13 protein-coding genes are annotated in these 24,942 nt (G+C 52.1%); 3 read left to right on the top strand and 10 right to left on the bottom strand.

Features of this window, described 5'->3' with window-relative positions:
* Positions 1–48: 48 nt before the first annotated feature.
* From CRP01_RS20990 to CRP01_RS20955, 8 genes are all read right to left on the bottom strand, one after another.
* Entirely contained in the window at positions 49–2,205 is a 2,157-nt protein-coding gene (locus CRP01_RS20990; RefSeq protein WP_099152067.1) for a hypothetical protein, read from the bottom strand.
* Between the two features lie 52 nt (positions 2,206–2,257).
* Positions 2,258–3,571: a T9SS type A sorting domain-containing protein gene (locus CRP01_RS20985; RefSeq protein ID WP_170110475.1), complete on the bottom strand. Its 1,314-nt coding sequence runs from the start codon at positions 3,569–3,571 to the stop codon at positions 2,258–2,260.
* Positions 3,572–3,583: 12 nt separating this feature from the next.
* Positions 3,584–5,629: an alginate lyase family protein gene (locus tag CRP01_RS20980; protein WP_222845784.1), complete on the bottom strand. Its 2,046-nt coding sequence runs from the start codon at positions 5,627–5,629 to the stop codon at positions 3,584–3,586.
* Positions 5,630–5,842: 213 nt separating this feature from the next.
* Positions 5,843–7,702, bottom strand: a complete 1,860-nt coding sequence (locus CRP01_RS20975; protein ID WP_233752727.1) for a heparinase II/III domain-containing protein — start codon at positions 7,700–7,702, stop codon at positions 5,843–5,845.
* A 563-nt stretch (positions 7,703–8,265) separates the two neighbouring features.
* On the bottom strand, positions 8,266–10,050 hold the full coding sequence (locus tag CRP01_RS20970; protein WP_099152064.1) for a RagB/SusD family nutrient uptake outer membrane protein: 1,785 nt from the start codon (positions 10,048–10,050) through the stop codon (positions 8,266–8,268).
* Between the two features lie 114 nt (positions 10,051–10,164).
* Positions 10,165–13,401 carry a SusC/RagA family TonB-linked outer membrane protein gene (locus CRP01_RS20965; RefSeq protein WP_233752726.1) on the bottom strand — a complete coding sequence of 1,079 codons (3,237 nt, stop codon included), beginning with the start codon at positions 13,399–13,401 and terminating at the stop codon, positions 10,165–10,167.
* A 733-nt stretch (positions 13,402–14,134) separates the two neighbouring features.
* Positions 14,135–15,907 carry a RagB/SusD family nutrient uptake outer membrane protein gene (locus tag CRP01_RS20960; RefSeq protein WP_099152063.1) on the bottom strand — a complete coding sequence of 591 codons (1,773 nt, stop codon included), beginning with the start codon at positions 15,905–15,907 and terminating at the stop codon, positions 14,135–14,137.
* A 106-nt stretch (positions 15,908–16,013) separates the two neighbouring features.
* The gene (locus CRP01_RS20955) at positions 16,014–19,250 is read right to left on the bottom strand and encodes a SusC/RagA family TonB-linked outer membrane protein (RefSeq protein WP_099152062.1); all 3,237 of its coding nucleotides are present in this window, start codon (positions 19,248–19,250) and stop codon (positions 16,014–16,016) included.
* Positions 19,251–19,853: 603 nt separating this feature from the next.
* On the opposite strand from CRP01_RS20955, the gene CRP01_RS20950 reads away from it, so the two are divergent.
* Positions 19,854–21,041: a hypothetical protein gene (locus CRP01_RS20950; protein WP_099152061.1), complete on the top strand. Its 1,188-nt coding sequence runs from the start codon at positions 19,854–19,856 to the stop codon at positions 21,039–21,041.
* Between the two features lie 37 nt (positions 21,042–21,078).
* On the opposite strand, the gene CRP01_RS20945 is transcribed toward CRP01_RS20950, so the two are convergent.
* Positions 21,079–22,284 carry an acetyl-CoA C-acetyltransferase gene (locus CRP01_RS20945; protein WP_099152060.1) on the bottom strand — a complete coding sequence of 402 codons (1,206 nt, stop codon included), beginning with the start codon at positions 22,282–22,284 and terminating at the stop codon, positions 21,079–21,081.
* 269 nt (positions 22,285–22,553) lie between these two features.
* The gene (locus CRP01_RS20940) at positions 22,554–22,739 is read right to left on the bottom strand and encodes a hypothetical protein (protein WP_099152059.1); all 186 of its coding nucleotides are present in this window, start codon (positions 22,737–22,739) and stop codon (positions 22,554–22,556) included.
* A 313-nt stretch (positions 22,740–23,052) separates the two neighbouring features.
* Between CRP01_RS20940 and CRP01_RS20935 the strand changes: the two genes are divergently transcribed.
* Positions 23,053–23,589, top strand: a complete 537-nt coding sequence (locus CRP01_RS20935; RefSeq protein WP_099152058.1) for a DUF697 domain-containing protein — start codon at positions 23,053–23,055, stop codon at positions 23,587–23,589.
* 191 nt (positions 23,590–23,780) lie between these two features.
* Entirely contained in the window at positions 23,781–24,740 is a 960-nt protein-coding gene (locus CRP01_RS20930; protein ID WP_099152057.1) for a Ppx/GppA phosphatase family protein, read from the top strand.
* The last annotated feature ends 202 nt before the right edge of the window (positions 24,741–24,942 follow it).

The following is a 24,942-nucleotide window of genomic DNA, read 5'->3' as shown; positions in this document are numbered from 1 at the left end:
TGGTTGTTGGTTTTCGTTTGTTAGATGGATCGAGCTCAAAATAGCCGATCACTGCATCCGGATGGTACCGGCCGGTAGCTGTACCCGCAGAACGCCGCTGGTCCGTTCCAGATCCTGAACCGCCCCGTCGAATTGAATATTTTCCACGCCGGGGCCTTTGAGCGTGAGTTCTGCGCCATCGGAAGTGATCGCGCCGGTATTGCTTTGCATAAAAATGCTGACCGGGGCGGTCGCATCCAGCGAAAGTGTACCATTAGCAAAATGCCGGCCCTGCCGGAGGAAAAACCAGTTAAGCACACCGTTATTTTCCCGGTACAGTACGGAATTTGCCCGGAAACGGACCTCCCCGTATTGCTGCTGATCCGAACCGGAGCCGGTGAGCAGGATATCGCTGGTCCCGTTGCCGTGGGCGATCGTGCCCCCTTGATACTTTGCGGTAGTTATCCGTTCAAAAGGCGGTAGGGCTTCACTTTTCCGGTGGGGAAACAATACCGTCGCGATTGGCACCTCCAAGGCGCGCTCAGCGGGATAAATGACTTCCAGCCGATTGTGTTCCGGATAATTCGCATACCGCTCGGGAACGGCTCCCGGCACCTTTTCGATCTGCACCCGCTGGGGTGGGGTGGCAAAAAAGAAACCTAACTGAGCTCCGGGAACGGTCGGATAATGATCAATTGGAGCGGTATATACGCTGCCCTCGCTGAGCGTTTCAATCCGGGTCTCGTTCGCAGGATGAAAATAACTGTGCACCGCTTCCCCGGGGCTGGAAACGACCTCGTCCAGCAACAGAAAATACGGCCTAACGCTGCCCTCAGCGTGGACGAGCAACAGACTTCGCAGATGTTCATCACCGGGCAAAGCGGGCCCCGCTGCTCCACAGGCGTAATCCAGCTGATCCGTAGTAAAACCTTCCAAAATACCTTTGCCCAGCCGGGAAGCGTGTTCCTTTCCATCGATAGTGAGGGTATTGTTGAGGGGTGCGGGACGGGTAGGCGCTCCCAGGCGACCGCCGTTCACCAGGAGGCGGTTACCCAGGCCGGATAAGGCCAGACCATTGGTTTCCTGGTGGGTATGCCATTCATCCTGGCTTTTTATATTGTAAAGTACTCCTTGTAATCCGTCCGGATCGTCCGGTTTTTCGCGGAAAAAGGCCCCGCCGTTCGGGTACCACTGGCTTTCGGGTACCTTGGGTGCCGGCAACGCATTCTGGGGAATGATATAGGTGAGAATATTCCCCTGGGCCGGGCGTCCTTCGTGAAACCAGGCCGCGTAGGCAGCTGCTTCTTCGTCAAAATTACCCGCTCTGCGGTGAAGCATGTCGTTGTGCAGACTCTGGGTGGGCAGCATATCCCCGATGATCGCCATTTCTTTGGCTGCATTCACACTGGATCCGAAAAGCCAGCGGTGGAATTTCTGCAATCTTTCATTTTGGTAATAGCGCCGGTCGATCCCCGTAAATTCCAGCACGTCCATATACCCGGATTTGGAAATACGGCTGTCCCCGCCACCAACTCTTTCCCAGGCGTAATGAATGGTAACCGGCGAAACGCCATCTTCGGTGACCTGCTGCATGATGCCGGCGTAATAGGCATCATCCGGCTCCGTACGATCTCCCCGGTAAATATCCCAGGCTCCGTGCGTACCGCGACGTACATCGGCCCAGGAACCTTCCCGCTTTAAGATAAAGATCTGATCCGTGATCACTTTTTCGCAGGCCAGCACCTCTTCCGGGGTCAGCGCATCGTACACAATATCCAGCGACAGGATAGCCACAAAAAAGGACCCCAGGTTGGGTACTACCCCACCCCAGTCCCGGTCTTCACTCAGATCCAGTCGGGCGTAATGTTCCAGAATAGCATCCCGTACCCGGCCCGCGTGCAGGGAAGTGCGCGATTCATCGAGGATGTAGGCCAGCGCGGCCGCCCCAATATAATCCTGGAGGCCGTAGGCATTCTGGGAATTGTTATTTCTCCAGGTGAAGCCGGCATCCGATCGCCGGAGGGCATCCGCTTTGATGGAGGTCCAGGGCTCTGCCGCCGCCCGCTGCCGGAGTGCCGGGAACTGTTCTTTTTTTACGATGAGAAAGGGATGCTCGCGGTCATTGCCCCCGGTCGGCGTGGATATATCCTCATAAGCAGCCGGGGAACAGCCGGGAAGGCTCATCCCCGCCAGCAGGATCAGCAGAAGGTACTTGTTTAAACTCATTGGTTTTTCTTTTTACTAAATTGGTCAAAGCGTCAGGCCACCCTAAGCGCGATCAATTGACCTTTACGATCTTCCGCAACAGCTCCAGTTCTTCCGTTTTGATCTTCACGAAATAGATCCCGGCCGCCAGTTCGGACAGATCAAATTGCTTTCCTTCCAGTGCTCCCTCTAATAGTATCCGGCCCAGTGCATCGGCAACCTCATAGGTCGCCGCATCCGCCAGTGTCTCCGCATCAATCGTAACCAGGCCACTGGTTGGGTTGGGAAAAAACACCGGATCTTTCGGAGGCGCGGGTCTCCCCCCAGTCCCCCGGCGCTGACATCGCTCCAGGATCTGAGATCGGACATTGCATCCGTTCCCATTCATGGAGATGGATGCCTGATTGGCCGACAGGCCCAGATAATCGCAGATGCTCTGCACGTGGCAGACAGTCAGTATATCCGAGGCCAGAATCGCCAGGTCTTCAATGCCCGCGGCATCTATATTTTCCAGGCCCGAAAGACTTTTCAGACCGACATTGGCGTAGATCTGCAATAAACCTCTGATGCTTTTCAGTTTTTTCAGGGCAACGAGATCTTCCAGGAAGGGATTCAGGGCGACCTGCAGTTTACCATCGATGGCCGTCACCGCATTGAGGCCGTCCAGCGAGCGGAGACTTTGGTTGTTCACGATGATACAATTCCCACCGATACTGGTGACCTTATCCAGTCCCCGGAGGTCTATCAATTTTTCATTGCTTTCTATCAGTAAACCTTTGCCGATTCCTCGCAGAGCATCCAGTCCGCGTAAATTCGTCAGTTCCCCACTGGTCAGGATCAGCAGATAGCCGCCGATGGTGTCTACCTTATGCAGGCCAAACAGGCTCGACAGGAGCAGATTATCGGAGACCGTCAGATCTTCAACAACCGTTTGTAATTCGTTCAGCGCTTCAATGCTGCGTAACTGGTGATTCAGGGCTATCCGCAGGCTGCCGCCAATAAAGTTCAGCTTTTCCAGCCCCGTCAGCTTTTCCAGGCCGGGATTTCCGAAAATATTCAGTCCTCCGGCAATTGTTTCGATGTTTCCCAGCCCAGTCAGGTCCGTCAGGGCCTCGTTGTCGTGGATCTCCAGGTAATCACCGAAAGCCGTTAGCACCGATAAGCCGTTCAGATTCTTAATATTGCCGGGAGTACTTTCCTGGATGATCACGTCTCCCAGGATGGTCGTACAACCGGGATGATCGTTGGCAAAAGCATCAATGCCTGCCTGGGAATCAAAAATGATCCCTTCCGGCAGGCAATCCTGTGCGGCCATTTTCACTTTCCCCAAGCCCATACAAATGGTCAAAAGCAATAAACATACGATCCCGGGAAAATGAGTCTTCATAACTAAAGGCATTTATGGCGTAAACTGGCAACTGGCTAAGACACCGTTAGCATAAGGTACGAATAATTGCCATTTGCCCGTACGGCTTTTCACTTCCATTTTTACACCCTCGTCAGTGCGGGAAAGGACCTTGGCCTTCAGCTTTGGCATTTCCCCTTCCGATGGGACCAACAGCCAGACCAGCGCATCGCCGTCTTCCACCCGGGTAGTGTAGATACTGGCTACATTCGGCTCACCTTTGTTGTATTCCACACTGTACCATCCCTGCGGCTGGGGATTTTCTTGACCCTTGATCTGTTCGGGTTTCCATTTTTTGCGGCCGACCGGCACAATGGTCAGGTTCCCCGAAGCATTACGGGTACCCACCTGTCCTTTTTTACCGGTTTCCACCTGGCAATCCGGATGCCAGTGCCAGAGTGTTTTCACCTCCCGGGGTCGGTCGGTATCGATCTTGTCCACTACTACCCAAAACTGGTCCCGCACGTAGGTAACTGCCCGCGTATGCCCGGCCTGACCTTCAATTTTTTCGAACTGGTCAAAATCTCCCCAGGCATAATCAAAACTATCCGTTGTTTTGAAATGATCCTCCGTCAGCGCCTCTTCGGTCTCCCTTGGTCCGGGGCCCTGCCCCTGTCCGTCGATCAGCACCAGGTTATGGCTGGCACTACTGCGGGCGTACGGACGGAATTTGTCGGCAAAAGCGCCCCGGTAGGCAAAGCGGCCGCCGTCGACGAGCAGGTCCCGCCCGTAAGCGGAGATGGACAAATGTAACTTGTCGTTGTGCTGGTGACCGGATCCCCAGGGACCGATATCGAAAAAGGTCCAGTGCGCGGTTGCATCGTAGGCACTGCGAAAGACGGCCTGCCCGGCGTAGGGAAAAAGTACAGAAGTACGCTGCGGTGCTCGGCCCTCCTTACCGTTGGTGGCGATGTATTTCCAGTCCGGCCGGTCAAAATCATCCGCTGCCTCCGAGATAGCCGCCTGGTAGTTTCGCAGATCCGAATCGTTGTTCAGCGGGTTAGTTCCGGAAGGACGCAGCGAATACGCCAGATAATTCCACATCTGCTCGATCTTTTCCGTATACACCTCCGGTAATGCAGCTCCGGCTTCCTGGAAGATCTTCCGGAAGAGATCAAAATTGAGCAGTGCTACCCGGTGGTAATGGGCCGTCAGTTCGGTCTGCACCCCGTCCGGGTAGATCTGTTCCAATAAGCTTTCGGTCATGGTCTCCCGGGAGTATTCGAGCCACTCCCCGGATTTTTTGAATTCCGGCCAGGCGGTAGCCCCGCGGGCCAGCGCGGATAACTCCATAGTCAGCCAGTTGCCCTGAGCGTGGAATTGCCGCAGGTAGTGGGCGTGCTCGGGAAAACTGGTGAGCAACAGTATACGAGTAGCATCGGTAAAGGCCTCACTATTGATCAGACCGTAAAAAACGGCGGCCCAGCTTTTCACCCGGAAGCTTACTTCCAGTCCGCGCCACATTGCGGTGCTGCTTTTCACGCCGGGATACGGGAGGCTGCTGACCACCCAGTCTTTGATGTATTGATCCAGGGCCGTTGCGTAGCGGTCATTTCCCGTTTCCGAATAGGCATCCAGCAGGCTCCGCATAAAGATATGTCGGTTGAGCGCCCAGGCCCATTCGATATCGTCGGCTGGGCCTTCGAAGGTCCAGTCGAGGCGGCCGTCCGGCAGTCGCGGCACTTCGTCTCTCTGGGTGTAAAAAGTAAAGATACCCTGACTCAGGGTATCCGCAGCGGCTACCGATTGCCCCGAAGAAGGAGGTAGTGCACGGCGAAGATAGTCGGCAGTCTCACCATTTTTATAATAATCCAGGAGGTGTCGGCAGGCCGCGGCCGGTTTACCGTGTTCGTAGGCGTGTTTTACTTTTATCAGCTCTTTTCGATCGAGATCAAGTGTGCCGAAAAAGGTGGTTATTCTATTGGGATAGGCCCGGCAGACATCGTCCACGGTTTTTAACTCCCGCCAGTCGACCGGTGATTGGGCCGACAGACCGAACATACAAAAAATGAATAAGGCCAGCGAAGCAGATCGTTTCATGGAAAGCTTTGGATTTAATAGAGGAAAAGTGCTTTTGAAATTCAATTGGGAAATAAAATACAGTAAGAGGCAAACGTGCGGCCCGACTAAAATCAGGCGTTAATTTTGACAGGTTCGTCGGCCACTTCGGGCCGACGAACCTGTAGCAAAGTTTTGCATTGGATCGAACGCTCCAATCGTTAAGATCATGAGCTTCGATTGCACAAAAGTGGATTACATACCACTCAGTCGAACCCGGATCAAACCTTCACCGTCCTCGATCAGATAGGCGGGCAGGCGCAGTTCAATTCGTTTCAGACCTTCAATTTGGCGGTCCAGTTCCAAGGGTGCCGGATCCAGGGAAATGACCGATACGGTCAGTTCGGGATGAGACAGATTTTCGAGTTTAAGTTGTTTACCATCTTGTTTAAGGACCGCTCCGCCTTTGGTGATCTCCACATCCGCGGTAGTCATCAGTTGCCAGCTAACCATTTTGGTGGCATCGTTGGTAACGATACGGTCTTCGATCAGAATGGAAGTCGGACTGTCCTTCACGAAACGTCGTTCCGCACTTTTGACCACATCTCCCAGAGTAGCCGACATTTCTACGGTGGCTTCCGGCTTGTTTCCGTCTTTAAAATCCGTGATGGTGGCCAGCCCTTCGGTGCGATGCAGTTCGTTGTTGATGGTCAGGGTGCTGTGGCCGTAATTATTTTTGGTAAGCAAGGTCCAGCGTTCGCAATCCTGGCAACGGCCCCAGAGATTAAAGCCCGTCTTTTCCAGTTCGTGGTAAGATTGGTTACCCGGATCCACGACCCAGCGTACGCCGTTCAGTTCAAAAATAAAGGAGCCACCGTCCATATTGCCGTGATTGACCATACCGCGACCGCCTTTGCCGCCAAAGTAATACTGATGCGGATCGTTTTCCTCACCGGTAAAGATCACGATCGGATTAGCTCCACCACCCTGCCAGGCCGTAGGCATCTTTTCGCCGGCTTTAGATTCGTACTGGGACAACCAGACCAGGGCTGCCCCCGCCGTGCGGCCCAGCTTTCCCATATCGGCGGCCGGTCGCAAAAAGCGTTCTTTTTCGAAATAGGCGGGATTACCCGTTTTGGAAGCAAACCAGGCCAGGGTAAAATCCCCGTTCTCACTACGCTTATCTCCACAATCCGCGAAGTTGAAATACCAGCCGGAAGGCGCATTGCACAATTCCCGGAACACGGCACTTTCCTTAAAGGAAGGATAATCGCCCAGGCCGAAATCCGTACCAAACGCACTTTCGAACATCGCCGCGGTCACAACCGAGAAGCTGGTTCCGTACCCCCAGTAGGTAGATCCTTCCGGATACACGCCGTCCGGCCCGTATTCCACCAGGGCGTGCGGCATGCCCTCCAGGGCGCGGTGGATGGTTTCGGCGGCCAGTTCCGGCTCATCTTCGGCTACGGTAATGGCAGCGGCGATCATACCGCCGTGACAAACCTGATTCCAGTTATTGGTGCCATTCACCCAACCGGTATTGCCCTTTTTGTTGTAGCTGGGTTTGATGCCTTTTTCTACCAATGCATTTTTGGCCAGGGCGATGGTGGACTTCGGTAATTTTCCGGCCGTCCAGTCCAGTCCGATCGCTACGGCCATCGACATTTCCGCGACATCCAGATAGTGGGAGGGATTCCAGTCACTGAAATTGCACACAGCGATCAGTTCTTCGTTGATCCGATCCAAAACGGCTTTATCGCCGTCAATCCGGTAGACCATGCCCAACATATTCATCCGGTAAAGCATTTCGCGTGAAACGGAAAGCAGACGCCGACCGATCTGAATGCGCTCGAGCAGCGGTTGCTTGCGGATCTCATCCGCGTTGAGTTGAATGGCCTTGTAGACGTTTTGCAGGACCGGATCGGTTTTTAATTTTTGCTTCAGCTCTTTTTCGATGGACCGGTTGAGGACCAGACGGGGACTTTTCTTTTCCAGGTTTTTCTTTAGGTATTCTACCGACATGGGGTTTTCCAGTTGAGGGATCTCCCCCTCACCGTGGGCCTGAGCGATCAGCCAGACCGGCGACAGGAACAGGAAAATCATAAATGGCTTCAAACGGATCTTTTTCAGTATCATCGCAATTGGAATTTTAGATTTAGAGAATGAACTCTTTTAAGCACAGTCCCTTCGGATATTGAAACGGGACTGATCAGTTCCAGGGGAGACCATCGAATATATTCTTATGGAGGAGCATAACTCCGGCGGATCCTCTAGCCCCCCGGGCCGGATCTCCTGAATTAAAAGAATATGATGATCGGGATAAAGTCGTAGCCTAGAAGTTTCCGGATAGCATGGGGATTTGATCCCTATATCTTTATGCTATTGACGGCAAAGCACCTAAATATCCTTACAGTACACCGGGCAAATAAGTAGCGTACCAGACATAAAAAAACCGGGTAAGACTGCCTTGTCATTCCAGATTGACAAGACATCCCTACCCGGTCGAATTCCCAACTTAATACCGAAAACTTACCTGGATCTCCGGAATAAACCGAAATGCTCAGCACTATGAGATTCCAGGGATTTTGGTAATTCTTCTATTGAGATCACTCAATTATTGGTGTCTTCACTTATCTCCTTAGCGACAGCTAACGCATTGTGCCAACTGCCGCCACAGCTTACCAACCCGGGTTCTGCCGGATATTCGGGTTCTGCGCCAGATCCGCCAGCGGGATCGGCCAGAGATAGTGTTTGCTTTCGTCGAACACGGGATTCGCCCAGTCCGTACCCTTGTAGATATCTACGTAGGGAACGCCGTCTACCAGAGAAGAGACTACATTGGCTTTCGGATAACGGGCCATAGCGGCTTCATCCCAACGAATACCGTAGCTCGGGATCTCCAGTTTTTTGCCCTGTTTCCAGCGGCGGAGGTCGTCGTAACGGAAACCTTCCATGAAAAGTTCTACCCGGCGTTCGCGACGGATCTCTACGATCAGCGGAGAGACATCGTCGCTAACATAGCGCGGATCCACCGGAATGTTGTTGAGATCCATATGCGGCATACCCACCCGGTCGCGCAGGCGGTTGATGCTCAGGTCGAGATCTTCCTGGGTCAGTCTACCCAGTTCGGCCATAGCTTCGGCATAGTTCAGCAGCACTTCCCCGAAACGCAGGGTAATGGCCGGCGTATTGGAGGTATTGTAGGTCGCGTAGGAAGTTACCGGATCAAACACCTTAATGATGTGGTAGCCGGTCTCTATCGTCTGGCCACCCTCCATACCGCGCAGGCGGGGATACGGGCGGGTATCGAAGTTGCCGTAGCCATACTTCAGTACGTCATCGGGATGCAGGATCGTCTGACGCAGACGCGGGTCGCGGTTTTCAAATACGTCTTCGATCTGGGCATCTCCCTGGTACAGCGGAGACAGCGTAATAGGCAGTCCATCCTCGCAGAGATAATCTTCCACTATACTCTTGGTGGCGCCACCGTTGTAACCCCGGTGATAACTTTGTACGTGGTTAGTCAGAATACCCAGCTCGTAACGGCGCCAGTACATTACTTCCGGCACGCCGGTCAGATCCGCGGTGATCAGGTGGATGGCATTATAATCGTTTTCCGGATCACCGGTACTGTACAGCGTGTACGGGCCATCGTCCATGATCTCTTTAGCCGCAGCGGCAGCTTCCTGCAACCACATATCGGCATTGCTACCGCCATGGTATTTGCGCCAGGTGCCTTCGAAAAGGCATACGCGAGACTTCACCAACAGTGCAGCCCAACGATTCAGACGTCCGGGACCACCGCCATCACCCCAATCATTGGGAATGCTTTGCGTGGCAAAATTCAAATCCTCCAGCACATTGGCCATTACCTGTTCTCTGGGAGTACGCGCTGCGTATAACTCTTCCGAATCCACGTTCAATTCATGGTCTACCCAGGGAGCGTCCCCGAATTTGGCCACTTTATCCGCAAAGAACCAGCCTCTGAACAGCCGGGCTTCGCCGATATATTTATTCTTAACTTCCTGATCGATCTGAGCCCGGTCGTAGTTATCCATGCCCACATTGATCGCCCGCAGAAAATTCCAGCCTTTATAGCCGTACCATTGCCCGTCACCATTGGCACTGGAAGGTACATTGTGTTTGCCGGAACGTACCTGCTGGTATTGGGTGTGCCGGGAATGCCGGGGAGCAATATTGTCCGTATACTCATCCGTATACCAGATCCCGAACTTATGGCTGTTGAAGCCTTCATCGTGCCCCATCAGGATGGGTACATCGTTATCATTACGAGCCAGGTTGTAAAAACTGTTGTTGTAGACCGCCAGGTCATTTTCCGTATTCCAGAAAGTTTCGTTGCTGATCTCATCCAGCGGATACCTTTCCAGGAAATCATCATTGCAGCTCATCAGCACCAGGAGGCCAACGATCAGCAGTGAATATTTAGCGCTTTTAAATTTCATCTTACTTGATGTTTATTAGGATGTGGCAGCCCCTGAACGATCGTCGGAATTTTCTTTGATCCGGAAAAATATCCGGTCAGTAGCCGACTTTCTACCGGGAGCTGCCCGCGGTTATTAAAAATTAATATTGGCTCCAAAGGAGAAAATGCGCTGCATCGGATACTCCACCGCACCGTTGTAGTTCTGGCCGGACAGGATATTGGTATGCAGTGATTCCGGATCCAGCGGTTTACGGATCTTGGAGTATTCCCACAGGTTCATACCGGCGATATACACCTGCGCGCCTCCCAGACCGATCTTGTTAGCTGCGGCCGGAGACAGGGCATAGCTCAGCGTTACGTTTTTCAGGCGCACGTAGCTGGCGTTCTGAATGTAACGGGACTGTACCTGCAGGTTCTGTTTGGTGTTGGTAGAGATGTGCGCTGCCGGGAAGTAGGCATCACGGTTATCCTCCGTCCAGGTATCGGTGATGTAGTACCATTCTACGTGACCGGCATTGTAGGGGAAGAACCAGGTCCAGTTTCCGTCGGAAGGCCAGTAGTCGCGTTTACCGATGCCCTGGAAGAAGGTGGTCAGTGACCAGTTCTTATAGTTCAGGTCCAGGTTCACACCGAAGTTGTAGCGCGGCGTAGCGTTGGCAATAATGCGGCGGTCACCGGGATCGTCCAGGGTGTTGCTACCCGGGCTGATCACGCCATCGCCGTTCAGGTCGGCGTAGCGAATATCGCCCGGACGCCAGTTGGAACCGATGCGGGATTGGTCTGCAGCTTCCGCTACTTCGGCTTCGGTTTGGAAAATACCAACCGTTTCGTAACCCCAGATCTCACCGATCTTCTGACCGACATAGTATTCGGACAGGGCACCGGTTGGGTTGTCGTACTTCGTGATCTCGGTCTGCCAGTCGGACAGCGCCAGGGTCACGCGGTAGTTCCAGTCCTGACCGATCTTATCCCGCCAGGTAACAGCTGTTTCCCAGCCGCTGGTCTTCAGATCGGCAGCGTTCGCTCTCGGTGCTCCCGTACCCAAAATGGCCGGATATTCCACGTCAGTCAGCATATCCTTGGTTTCGCGGGTATACACATCCAGCGATACATCCAGGCGTTGGTTCAACACGGTGACATCCAGACCGAGGTTTTTGGACACTACGGTCTCCCAGGTCAGGGTCGGGCTCACCAGTCCGGCTGCCGAAACGTAAGGCGTGCGGCTGCCACCGGACATCATATAGGGCGAAGTACCGATACCCATGGTGGAAACGTAAGGGTAAAAGTCGTTACCCAGCAACTGGTTGCCCAGGGTACCGTAGGAAGCACGAACTTTCAGGTTATCCAGCCAGTTTTCCGTACCGTCCATGAAGGCCTCTTCCGAGATCCGCCATCCCACAGAGAAGGAGGGGAAGAATCCGAAGCGGTCATCTTTCGGGAAGCGGGAAGTACCGTCGTAACGGCCGTTCGCTTCGAACAGATAGCGATCCTTGAAAATGTAGTTCAGTCGGTAAAAAGTACCGCGCAGGGATACGTGGGATTTTCCACCAAAGGTCTGTTGTCCGCCGGTAGTGGCGTTCAGGTCAGTTACCAGCGGCGTGATCAGGGTATTGGCCTGGGAGCGGATGAAGGAGTTGCGTCCCCATTCCTGGTTGAAGCCCACCATAGCCTTGAAAAAATGGAAATCAGACTTGTCAAAGGTATACTCTGCGTAGGTATTCAGTACGTAGTACTGGTTGTAGTTGCTGATGTTGTTGATCCAGTCGTTACCGCTGAAACCGTTACCGATCTGTACACCGGTCTGGATATCCTGGCTTTCGATCACTTCGATCTTGCTCGCTACGTCCTGGTAGTCCCGGTGGTAAGTATTGTAAGAGAATTCACCACGGATACGCAGACCACTTAGCGGGGTTAGGCTCAGGCCCTGGGTCAGCCAGAGGTCGTTGACCGTGTAGTTCTCCCGTCCGCCCTGCTCGAGGTACGGGAAGAAGTTGAGGCTCGCGAAATGCTTTCCGATATAGGGCGCAAACTGATCGCGGTCTCCGGGAGTCAGATAGTAATCCAGGTCCGGAAACTCGATGGGCAGGATCGGGCTTACCCGGGCCACAGTATTGATGTTTACGTCCCAGTTGTAGAAGTGCGGTTTGTCGCTTACCTGGGTGTTGAACACGATCTTCTCGTCCAGACTGATCCAGTCATTTACTTTAAAGTCCGCCTTCATCAGGGCGTTGTAACGCGTGAATTTTTCGTTGTTATCACTTCTCAGATAACCGTCTTTGCTCAGCGTACCGAGTGATACATAGTAAGATGCATTGTCGCTGGCACCGGAGATGCTCAGGTCATAGCGCTGCTGGGGAGCCAGATCGGTCATCAGCCGGTTTTGGTAGTCGTTGTAGCCGTAATACTGCAGTACGCCGTCTACTACCGCCCAATCGGGACCGGTACCTTCGGAATAAGCCTTTACGCCGGCAATGTAATCATCACTGTAGGAAGGCGCGCCGTTGGTCCGGATATTGGCCTGGTTTCTGGCCAGTACGAACTGATACGGGTCATTGACCGGATCCATGTTGAAAATAGGCTTGGCCGCAGACAGTTCTGAAGACAACTGGATGTTCACCTTACCGGATTTTCCTTTCTTCGTTTCAACCAGGATCACCCCGAAAGCGGCACGGGCACCGTATACGGCGGCGGCCGATGCATCCTTCAATACGTTGACACTGGCGATATCGTTCGGGTTGATCCGCTCCAGCGCCATGGGTACACCATCGACCAGGATAAGCGGGGAGCCTCCGTTGATGGATTCAAATCCGCGAATGTTAAAATCGGCGGAAGTCGTCGGGTCACCGTTGCGGATTGAGATGTTCAGGTTCGGGATAAGCCCCTGTAATCCCTGACCGACACTGGCGATGGGCCGGTTGGCCAACGCTTCGCTGGTAATGGAAGACACGGCACCGGTGAGGTTCACTTTTTTCTGAGAACCGTAACCGACTACCACGACCTCTTCCAGAGCAGTAACGTCTACCGACATCACCAGATCGACCATAGAACGACCGTTAACTGCTATCTCCTGTGACTGGTATCCGGTATAGGAAAACACCAGTACACCATTCGGATCTTCTAACTCTATATCGTACTTACCGTCAAAATCGGAAACTGTTCCCACACTGGTCCCTTTGACCAGCACCGTAACCCCGATCAGCGGTTCGCCCTCATCGGATGTAATGGTACCGCTTACCTGGTGAGCCATTTCGAACAAGTAGTTCTCCCCCGGACCTGCCGTTGCCATCGCCGGCGGAGAGAACAAACCTCCCAAACCTACCAGCATCAGGAGCAGCAGGTTTCTGGACAGGGAGCTAATGTTGCGCTTCATAAACATACATTTAGTGGTGAAAAATTGAAAAAAGGATTAGAATAGGACATAAGGGGGGTATTCCCGCAGCTTCCACAGGAAACCTAGGTATACCGTTGACCAGCAACGCCTTACAGTGGCCGACTCCCGGCTAAGAAGGCGATAACCAACTCATGGACGCCCGCACTTTCACGGACGATTTCGATCAAAAACAGATCTTCCAGACTTTTAAAATTGGGAAAACGAAAAGTACTAAGAAGTCAAAAATTAGCTTGTCTGGTAAGCTCTTCAAAGCAGTTCCTTTACCTTGAAAAACGGAATGAAATTATCAATATTCCACCATTGACGCAACACTATTTCACAGACCTGACATTAAAAAATAATTTTTTTCGCTTCGTTCGTCGAAAAATTGTTGAATGGCCGTCTTAGCGGGGGGCTTGACCGATACATCGCCTAAATTTTAACAAAAATTGGAGTAGTGGTGGAGCGTAGAGGATCAATTGGGTTTTCCGTAAATAACGGAATGGTAAATTCGTAATAGCCGGAAATTGATCTCCCCAAAGAGATGCCCGGGCCTTTCCAGGCCTGGTACGATTGATGAGGCCCTTCCGTAAAACAAGTGCGGCGCAACCTCCATTACGAAGGTTACGCCGCACTTTATTTTGATGTGATGACAGCGGTACAGAACTTCACGCCACGTAAGCGGTCTGTTGTACGCTCATCTTCACGATATCAAACGATCAGCACATCGGATCTACCAACCCGGGTTTTGCTGAATATTTGGGTTCTGAGAAATTGCACTCAGTGGGATCGGCCACAGGTAGTGTTTGCTTTCGTCAAACTCTGGATTAGCCCAGTCCGTTCCCTGATAAATATCCACGTAAGGTACGCCATCTACCATGGAAGAAACTACATTGGCTTTCTCGTAGCGAGCCTGTGCCGCTTCATCCCAGCGAATTCCGTAATCCGGGTTTTCCAGTTTTTTACCCTGCTTCCAACGACGCAGGTCATCGTAGCGGAAACCTTCCATGAAGAGTTCCACGCGACGCTCGCGACGGATCTCTACGATCAGCGGAGAAACACCGTCATCCACATAACGTGGGTCAACGGGTACATTGTTCATATCCAGGTGCGGCATGCCTACCCGGTCGCGCAGGGCGTTGATACTGAGGTCGAGATCGTCCTGGGTAATCGTACCCAACTCGGCCATAGCTTCCGCGTAATTCAACAGTGCCTCACCGTAGCGAAGGGTGATCGCCGGGGTATTGGAAGTGTTATAAGTAGCGTAAGCCGTTCCCGGATCAAACACCTTAATAATATGATAACCGGTCTCGATGGTCTGGCCACCTTCCATACCTCTCAGACGTGGGTACGGACGGGTATCAAAGTTACCGTAGCCGTATTTCAACACATCATCGGGATGCAGAATGGTCTGACGCAGGCGTGGGTCACGATTCACGAAAACGTCTTCGATCTGAGCGTCACCCTGGTACAGCGGAGACAAAGTAATGGGCAAGCCATCCGTACACAGATAGTCCTCTACCAGACTCTTCGTCGCTCCACCGTTGTATCCACGGTGATAACTCTGTACGTGGTTGGTGAAGATACCCAGCTCATAACGACGCCAGTACATCACTTCGGGCACGCCGGTCAGATCCGCCGTGATCTGGTGAATGGCATTATAGTCATTTTCGGGATCTCCCGTAGAATACAGTTCGTAAGGACCGTCATCGATCAGTTCCTTAGCCGCGGCCGCAGCTTCCTGCAACCACATATCGGCATTGGATCCGCCGTGGTATTTGCGCCAGGTACCTTCGAACAGGCAAACTCTGGATTTTACCAACAGGGCAGCCCAGCGATTGATCCGGCCCGGTCCGCCACCGTCACCCCAATCATCGGGGAGGTTCTCGGCCGCGAAAGTCAGGTCAGCCAGTACGTTGGCCATCACCTCTTCTCTCGGTGTACGGGAAGCGTAGAGCTCTTCGGAGTCTACGTTCAGTTCGGTATCTACCCAGGGAGCATCACCGAATTTGGACACTTTGTCTGCATAGAACCATCCACGGAACAACTGGGCTTCCGCTTTGTACTTATTGATCGCTGCACGATCGATCTGAGCCCGGTCGTAGTTATCCATCCCGACATTGATCGCCCGTACGAAGTTCCAGCCTTTATAGCCGTACCACTGGGTGCCGGAAGGTACATTGTGTTTTCCGGAGCGCACCTGCTGGTAGCGGTTGTGGCGGGAGTGACGCGGAGCAATATTATCGGTGAATTCATCGGTATACCAGATACCGTAGCGGTGGCTGTCAAAGCCATCATCGTGCGCCATCAGGATGGGCACATTATCATCATTCCGGGCCAGGTCATACAAGCTGTTGTTGTAAACCGCCAGGTCATTTTCGGTGTTCCAGAACGTTTCGTTACTGATCCTGTCCAGCGGATAACGCTCTAGGAAATCGTCATTACAGCCGGCCAGAAGCAGGACTGCGAATGCGAGTATGTTATATTTTAATAATCTATATTTCATTAGAAAGACTATTTACGATTTAGAAAAAAGAACTAAACTTTGGCCCGGACCGCTCTCCAATAATGCTTGCATCATTTTCGATAGCGGTCCTGCGTCGTGCTGTCGCTTAGAAGCCTACGTTGATACCAAAGGAATAAATTCTTTGCAGCGGATATTCCTGCGCACCGTTAAAGTTTTGTCCGGACAGTACATTCGTATGGATCTGCTCCGGATCAAGCGGCTTACGCATTCCGGATGCTTCCCAAAGGTTCATACCGGCTACGTAGATCTGCGCGCTTCCCAATCCAATACTTTGCAGGGCAGCGGTCGGCAATCTGTAACTAAGGGTCAGGTTTTTCAAACGAATGTAGCTTGCCTGCTGCAGGTAGCGTGATTGCGTCTGCAGGTTCTGCTTGGTGTTGGTAGAAATGTGCGCAGCCGGGAAATAGGCATCGCGATTGTCTTCCGTCCAGGTATCCGTAATGAAATAGTTTTCTACGTGACCGGCGTTGAATGGGAAGAATGGTACCCAGTTGCCACTGGCCGGCCAGTAATCCCGCTTGCCGATACCCTGGAAGAAGGTAGTCAGGGAGAAAGCTTTATAGTTCAGGTCCAGATTTACACCAAAGCTATACCGTGGCGTAGCGTTACCGATGATCTTACGGTCACCGGGATCACCCAGGGTGTTGTTACCCGGGCTGATCTCACCGTCGCCATTCAGGTCGGCGTAACGGATATCACCGGGGCGCCAGTTAGAACCGATGCGGGACTGATCCGCAGATTCGGCAACTTCAGCTTCAGTTTGGAAGATACCAACCGTCTCGTAGCCCCAGATCTCACCGATCTTCTGACCTACGTAGTATTCGGATAATGCTCCGGTTGGGTTATCGTATTTAGTGATTTCGGATTGCCAGTCAGAAAGGGCCAGGGTCACGCGGTAGTTCAGATCGCTTCCGATCTTATCGCGCCAGGTCAAGGAAGCTTCCCAACCGTCGGTTCTCAGGTCAGCCGCATTCGCCTGCGGTGCCGCAGTACCCAGAATGGATGGGTATTCCACATCGGTCAACATGTCTTTGGTTTCCCGGGTGTAGATATCAAATGATGCATCCAGACGAGAGTTCAGAATAGTGAAATCCAAACCGATGTTTCTGGAAGTTACCGATTCCCAGGTCAGGGTCGGACTCACCAGTCCGGCTGCAGATACATAAGGCGTCCGGCTGCCGGCAGACATCATATACGGAGAAGTACCAATACCCATGGTGGAAACGTAAGGATAGTAGTTGCTACCCAGTAACTGGTTACCCAGTGTACCGTAAGAAGCGCGAACTTTCAGGTTGTCCAACCAGCCCCGTGCGCTTTCCAGGAATGGTTCCTCGGAAATTCTCCAACCCACAGAAACCGACGGGAAGAAACCGAAACGATCGTCTTTGGGGAAACGGGAAGTACCGTCGTAACGACCGTTGGCCTCGATCAGGTACTTGTCTTTAAAGATATAGTTCAGGCGGTAGAAGGCTCCACGTAGTGCTACGTGTGATTTGCTACCAAAAGTTTGTTGGTTACCGGTTGTGGCGTTCAGGTCCGTTACCAGCGGCGTGATCAGGGTGTTCGCCTGGGAGCGGATGAACGTATTGCGGCCCCATTCCTGGTTAAAACCAACCATCGCCCGGAAGTAATGATCAGTAGCCTGATCAAAAGTATATTCTGCGTAAGTGTTTAATACATTGTATTGGTTATAGTTGCTACGGTTATCGATCCAGTCGTTACCACTAAAGCCGTTACCGATATTGATACCGGCGATCAGGTCGCGGTTTTCAATAACGTCGATCTTACTGGCTACGTCCTGATAATCGCGGTGGTAAGAGTTATAAGAGAATTCACCTCTGATCCGCAATCCTTTCAGTGGAGTAAGTGTAACGCCCTGGGTCAACCACAGATCGTTGTTCGTGAAAGTTTGGCGTCCACCTTGTTCCAGGTACGGGAAGAAGTTCAGACTGGCAAAGTGCATGCCGATGTACTGCTCGTAATCGCCGCGGTCTCCCGGTGTCAGGTAGTACTCCAGATCCGGGAATTCAATCGGAAGGATCGGACTTACCCGGGCTACGGTATTGATGTTTACGTCCCAGTTGTAAAAGTGAGGCTTATCACTTTTCTGAGCGTTGAAAACGATCTTTTCGTCCAGGCTCAACCAGTCGTTCACCTGGAAGTCAGCCTTCATCAATACGTTGTAACGCTTGAAGTTCTCATTATTCTCGTGGCGCAGGTAACCGTCTTTGTTCAGGGCACCAAAGGACACGTAGAAAGAAGATTTATCCGTGGCTCCGGAAATACTCAGGTCATGACGTTGCTGCGGAGCATAATCGGTCATCAAGCGGTTTTGGTAATCGTTGTATCCGTAATATTGCAGCACTCCGTCTACTACCGCCCATTCCGGGCCGGTACCTTCCGAAAATGCTTTTACACCGGCTACATAATCATCCGCGTAGGAGGGCGCACCGTTGGTACGAATATTGGCCCGGTTTCTGGCCAGTACGAACTGGTACGGGTCCGTCACCGGATCCATGTTGAAAATGGGTTTGGCAGCGGATAATTCGGAAGAAAGCTGAATATTAACTTTTCCTGATTTACCTTTTTTGGTTTCTACCAGGATTACCCCAAATGCAGCACGCGCACCGTAAACGGCAGCGGCGGATGCATCTTTCAATACGTTTACACTGGCAATGTCATTTGGGTTGATCCGTTCCAAAGCCATCGGTACACCGTCTACCAGGATCAGGGGAGAACCACCGTTGATGGATTCAAAACCCCGGATGTTAAAGTCGGCAGACCGCGTAGGGTCACCGTTTCTGATAGATACGTTCAGGTTCGGGATCAGCCCCTGTAAACCTTGGCCCACACTGGGGATCGGGCGATTTTCCAGAGCCTCACTGGTAACCGATGAAACTGCTCCGGTCAGGTTCACTTTCTTTTGGGAACCGTAACCGACAACTACTACTTCCTCCAGGGAAGCAATGTCGACTTCCATTGTAATGTCAATCGTTGTGCGGCCGTTAACCGCTACCTCCTGTGAGGTATACCCGGTATAGGAAAAAACCAGGGTTCCGTTCCCATCATCCAAATCAATGGAGTAATTTCCGTCAAAATCAGTAACTGTTCCAACTGAGGTTCCTTTTACCAGGACCGTTACACCGATCAGTGGATCGCCTTCATCGGAAAGAACTGTACCGTTAACTGTATGCGCTAATTCTTCTGCATACAGATCAGCCGTTTTGGCATCCCCCCTTACCGGCGGGGAGAAGAGCATCCCCCAGCAAAAAAGGGAGAAGAGCAATAGAAATTTTAGTTGGGAATTCGGCTTGCGCTTCATAAACTAAAGATTTTATGGTGAAAAATTTGTTGTCCCGGAGCATCTAATGCGGCTGATTAGCCAACATTCTGGACTAGATGGTTCCGGCACTTAAACATCGTGAGGGTTTGGACATAAGGTTCTCATTTTACCGGTGGGTCTAACCTCCGGTAAGCCAGCAGTGACCGTCGATCACTCCAAAGCATACGTTTATGGGATTTTTAGTTGAGACAAGGCTGCTTTGAAAAAGCTAGGGAAAGATAAATTGCGTATTTTTTTTGCCTTTCAACATTGGCCGCATTTAAAATATTTTGTTTCGACCCTATGACGAAATATCATTCTATAAACCTGACATTAATTTAAAAAAAATGGGTTTTGCCCTTTAAGCTGTTGAATTTCTTATCATTTTCTTTATATTTTAGTGATTATCGCCATGTGACCAACCAGCCCTTTTGCAGTCTATATGCTGCAATTCCCTTAAGGCTTATTTGAACAAAAACCACCTGATCCCCATTCTACTAACCTGATTTCAGAACACTCAATTCAATCATTACTGAGACCGGCTACTGCAGTTCGTCCGACGAACCCACAGTGCGGGGTCAGGAAAAATCTATCCACACCATTATGAAACTATTTAGTCTGGCGTTAATCATTCTGCTCTGCTCTGCTATCCCTATTTTCGGTCAGTACACGACCATTAATTATCAGCTTGAAAAGAATTACTTCAACGAAGGGCAGGCCTTACCGGCCGAAAAGCCGTTGATGTTTACGGGCATGGTACCCACCGGTATCGATATCATTGAGATCAGTATTTTCCCGGCGAAGGCCAAAAAGGATAAAGACCGCCTCTACCTGGCTTCCTGGAAGGATATCGATCAGGATAACAATACGAATTACAGCCTGGCCGTCAATTATAAACTGAGAGCCTCCGAGCAGTACGACTTTCGCTTTGATTTCTACCAGAAACTATCGGCCCGCGAACAGGAGCAACTCTCCGACCGGATCCTCGATCAGATCACGGCCTATGTCGACGCCAACATCAGCCTCAAAGGCAATAATCTGGTGCTGAACAAATCGGAGAAAAAAATGACCCAGGAGCTGGAAGACATCATCCGGACGGCGCTGGAAGATTACCGCAACCAGAACGGGATCGGTTTTGAAGGTCTGTCGGAGACGGTGCGGCAGAAACTCGATAAGATCGAAAGCCTGAAGCTGAACCAGCAGCTGGCTGATAAGATAAATACGGAAGCCGGCGGCCAGCAACGGGAGGTCATCTACCGGCAGCAACTGGAAGAACTGGAAAAGGCCGTGGTAGCCGATATCCGGGAGACTATGAGTACGCCCTGGAGTAAGCTTTCGCTCAGCCGTTACGTTGATGATTACGAAACCGAACACAAAAAAGGTTCTTTTTCCATCAGCGCCGGTTACGGCGGCGTGTACCTGAACGGTGATCTTGATCAGCTCACTTACGGCGCCGCGCCTTATCTCGGAGTGGCTTTTCCGTTGAGCAATAGTACGATCGCCCCCAAATTCCTGCGCAATTCCTCTATCGTGCTCGGCGCATTCCTGGAAAACTTTGAAGATGAAAGCGGTAATAAGATCAGTGGCCTGATCGTAGACCGGCCGATCTACCTTGGCCTGGATTATAAACTGTTTGAATTTATTCGCTTCAATGCCGGAGCGGCACTGCTGGAAAAGACGGAAGCCGTCACGGGCGGCAGCGAAGCCGGAGCAGCCAATAAAACGACGCTCATCCGTCCTTTTGTCGGGCTGAGCGCCCGTATCGACCTGACCGTAGGTTTCGGGAAATAAATACAACCGGTGGGCGGCCTGGTGCCGCTCACCACTTTTATACTCTTTCGATAATGGTGGCGACGCCCATACCGCCACCTACACAGAGGGTCACCAGACCGGTTTGCAGATCGCGGCGCTCCAGCTCATCGAGCAGGGTGCCGAGCAACATAGCGCCGGTGGCGCCGAGCGGATGCCCAAAAGCAATGGCCCCGCCGTTGACATTTAGCCGGTCCAGATCAACATCCATATCCTGTTGGAATTTCAGCGCAACGGCGGCAAATGCTTCGTTGCACTCCCAGAGATCGATATCAGCCGGTTTCATATTGGCGGCCTGCAGGGCTTTTCTGGCCGCCGGTGCCGGACCGGTCAGCATGATCGTCGGTTCCACTCCTACATTAGCCACCGAACGGATCTTCGCCCGGGCTTTGAGTCCCATGGCTTCCCCTTTGGCCCGGTCGCCGATGACCACCAGCGCCGCGCCGTCCACGATCCCGGAGGAATTGCCGGCAGTATGCACGTGCTGGATCTGCTCAACTTCCGGATATTTGTGCATGGCCATTTCGTCAAAACCCATCTCCCCCATGCGGGCAAATGCCGGAGGCAGGGCCAGGAGCCCTTCGAGCGTAGTGTTGGGTCGGGGATGTTCGTCCGCGCCCAGAATACACAATCCGTTCCGGTCCTCGATGGGGACAATAGCATCTTTGAAATAACCGTTTTCGATCGCCTGTTGGGCCAGCTGCTGGGAACGCAGGGCGTACTGGTCCAGTTGTTCGCGGTCAAAACCGGCAATCGTGGCGATGAGATCAGCGGAGATCCCCTGCGGAATAAAGTCGGTTTTGCTGATCAGTTCCGGATCGTACAATAAGGCCCCGCCATCCGCACCGATCGGCACGCGACTCATACTTTCCACACCTCCGGCAACTACCAGGTCTTCCCAACCCGAACGGATCTTCATCGCCGCCAGGTTGATCGCTTCCAGACCCGAGGCGCAGTAGCGGTTGATCTGCATGCCACCGACCCGGTAGGGCCAGCCGGCGTACAGCAGCGCGGCCTTCGCAATGTTGTATCCCTGATCGTCAATGGGAGTCACACAGCCGATCACGAAATCGTCCACCGCCGCGGGATCCATACCCGAACGGGCCTCCAGGGCATTCAGGGTGGTACTGAGCAAACCGACCGGCTTTACTTCGTAGAGAGATCCGGAGGCTTTGCCGCGGCCCCTGGGTGTACGTATAGCATCGAAAATATAAGCGTCCTTCATGTAGTGATAAAGGTAAGGAATGTATCAGCGGTGAGAAAAAACTGGATGGGTTTTATTTTCCGGAAGAATGGGGCAGCCCCGGCATGATGCGGCTATTTGCCAAAAATTAAACCGGCAGGTAGACGTTGTTACCTGCCGGTTTGGTATTCCGGGGACTTTAGTTGATGGGACCTGGATGGCCCGTTTACAGAAAATTGGAGAAGAGGCGGATTCTCATGCGTCTGTAATTCTCCATTATCGTTAAATCCGCCCCCGAAATAAATTGGATGTTAGACTCCTCGGAAAGAAGTACCGATTGCCAACAACAGGAAGGCAACCAGGATCATTGTATTTGCGTAAGTTGAGATCCCTTCAATAGGTGTGAGCATTCCAATTAGCCCGAGTACACCGAGTACGATAGCGATCAGCCATAACAGCTTGTTCGGGGCGGAGGGATTTAAGGATTTGGAACTCATGGTTTTGATGTTTTTAGTAAGAAAATGTAATGAGTAGTTGATCAATTCACCTATTGAACTGACATAAATCTCCAGATGTTCGAATCAAAATCACCACCCGGCATCGAACCTCTCCCCCCAACCCCATTGTTCTAAGCATGTAGACTCCGGTCTAAGACCGTTGCGATGCATGAGAAAGGAAATCCAAAATTGATCTCAGTAGCAGAAAACACCTTATATTATAGTAGAGTACCCCACGTCTTTCGCTGATTGCTCTGCACCTTTCCTCATGATCTCGTAACTTTAATTAACTAATCGAAAAAATTATAGCAATATGTCAACCGCCACTGCTGAAACCCAGGTCCCCGAAAGTGAAGTTAACACCGTATTTACCGAAGCAAAAAGAGAGGCTGATTCCGTCATCAAACTCCACGCCCGTCTCGCCACCGCGGCCGCGCTCGTTCCCGTTACCGGAGTAGATGTAGCGCTGGTGACCGCCGTTCAGGTGAGAATGGTCAAGCAAATTGCCGAAGCTTACGATGTGCCCTTTGATGAGGATGCCGTCAAGGTAGGCGTGAGTTCGATCATCGGTGCTACTATTGCCCGACTGGTTGCCTACGGAGCGCGGGAAGCGTTCAATGCATTTTCCCAATTTGGAAGCTTGGCGGACAACCTGACCAACGCCGCAATCTCCGGTTTCTTTACCGCCGCTACCGGTGAGATCTACAGTATGCATTTTGAAGGAGGCGGTACGCTGGCGACCCTCGATGTTTCCGACTTTATCGACTACGTCAGTGAGCAGATCCGCAGTGGAGAACTTCACCCGCGCCTGTTTTCAAGCATTAACTCCGGTTTCAGTCACCTGTACTAATTTGACAGTGACACTTGTTCATTCCCGCTAATGCCACTACATTTGCCATGGTATTCCAAGCATGGCCAACACTAACAATGACCCGGTCGCGTACGGCCGGGTCATTGTTAGCTAAAGCTGATTGAATCACAGATCTATTATTATTCCGGCAGTGGGTATTCCTTCGGCCGGGTATCATTTAAAAAGTCTATATGCGGGAAAGACCCACCGAGCCTCAACAGCGCTTTGCGGTTATTGATATCGGCACCAATACTTTTCATTTGCTGATCGCCGAGCCCGGCAAGAACGGCCGGCCTTTGTGGGAGATCTACCGTTCACGCCATTTTATTAAACTGGCCGAAAAAGGTATTGAAACGCTCAGTACCGAAGCCCTGACCCGCGGCATGAACGCCCTCCTCTTTTTCCGGCAACAGATCGATCTGCACAAGGTTCCCGCCGATCAGGTGATCGCTCTGGGTACGGCGGCCCTGCGTACGGCCACTAATGGCCCCGCATTTCAGACCGAAGTCCGGGAACGCACCAATATCCACATCCAGATCATTACCGGCGACCGGGAAGCCCAGCTCATTGCTCAGGGCGCACTTATGGCCATTCCCAGGCCTCAGGAGAAAGTACTGATCATGGATATCGGAGGCGGCAGTGTGGAATTCATCATTGCCGACGAAGGGCGGGTATACTGGGCCCAGAGTTTTCCCGTCGGAGTAGCGGTCCTTTACCGCAAATTCCAGCACAATGAACCCATCAGCCCGGAAGAGGTGGATCAGGTTCGCGCCTTCCTCAGTCTTCAACTGCAACCTTTACTGGCGGCCCTGCAGAGTTTCCCAACCACCCATCTCATTGGTGCGGCGGGCACTTTTGATGTCGTTGCGGATCACCTGGCTTTCGACAAGCGGGATGCCGCCACCCACGCCTTTATTGACCTGGATCTGTACGAAGATTTTTACCAGAAGATACTCGCTACCACGCAGCAGCAGCGCTACGACATGCCCGAGATTCCCAACGACCGGGCGGACATGATCGTTGTAGCGCTCATTCTGATCGATCTGATCCTGCAATTGGTGAATATCCGACAGCTGACGGTATCGTACTACGCAATGAAAGAAGGAATGATGGCGGAGCTGATCCGGATAAGAAATGAAAAAGAAGACTAAAGGAGCATCGGGTAAAATAAAAAGGCCGGGACCAGTAAGCTGTTGAGAGAGTCAGGTAACAACATCGTGTTTAAACCAAAATTAGCACATACTGATCGCCGGCGGTTCTTACTGGTGAATGAAGAGGTTGGGACAGAGGCCGGTGAACGGTAGGCCCGGACGGGATAGGTATTCGCTTTTGGAGATGCAAATGACATGCTTG

It is taken from the genome of Flavilitoribacter nigricans DSM 23189 = NBRC 102662 (assembly GCF_002646595.1).
In the GTDB taxonomy this organism is placed as follows: domain Bacteria; phylum Bacteroidota; class Bacteroidia; order Chitinophagales; family Saprospiraceae; genus Flavilitoribacter; species Flavilitoribacter nigricans.
This window is presented reverse-complemented; position numbering and strand designations above follow the sequence as displayed.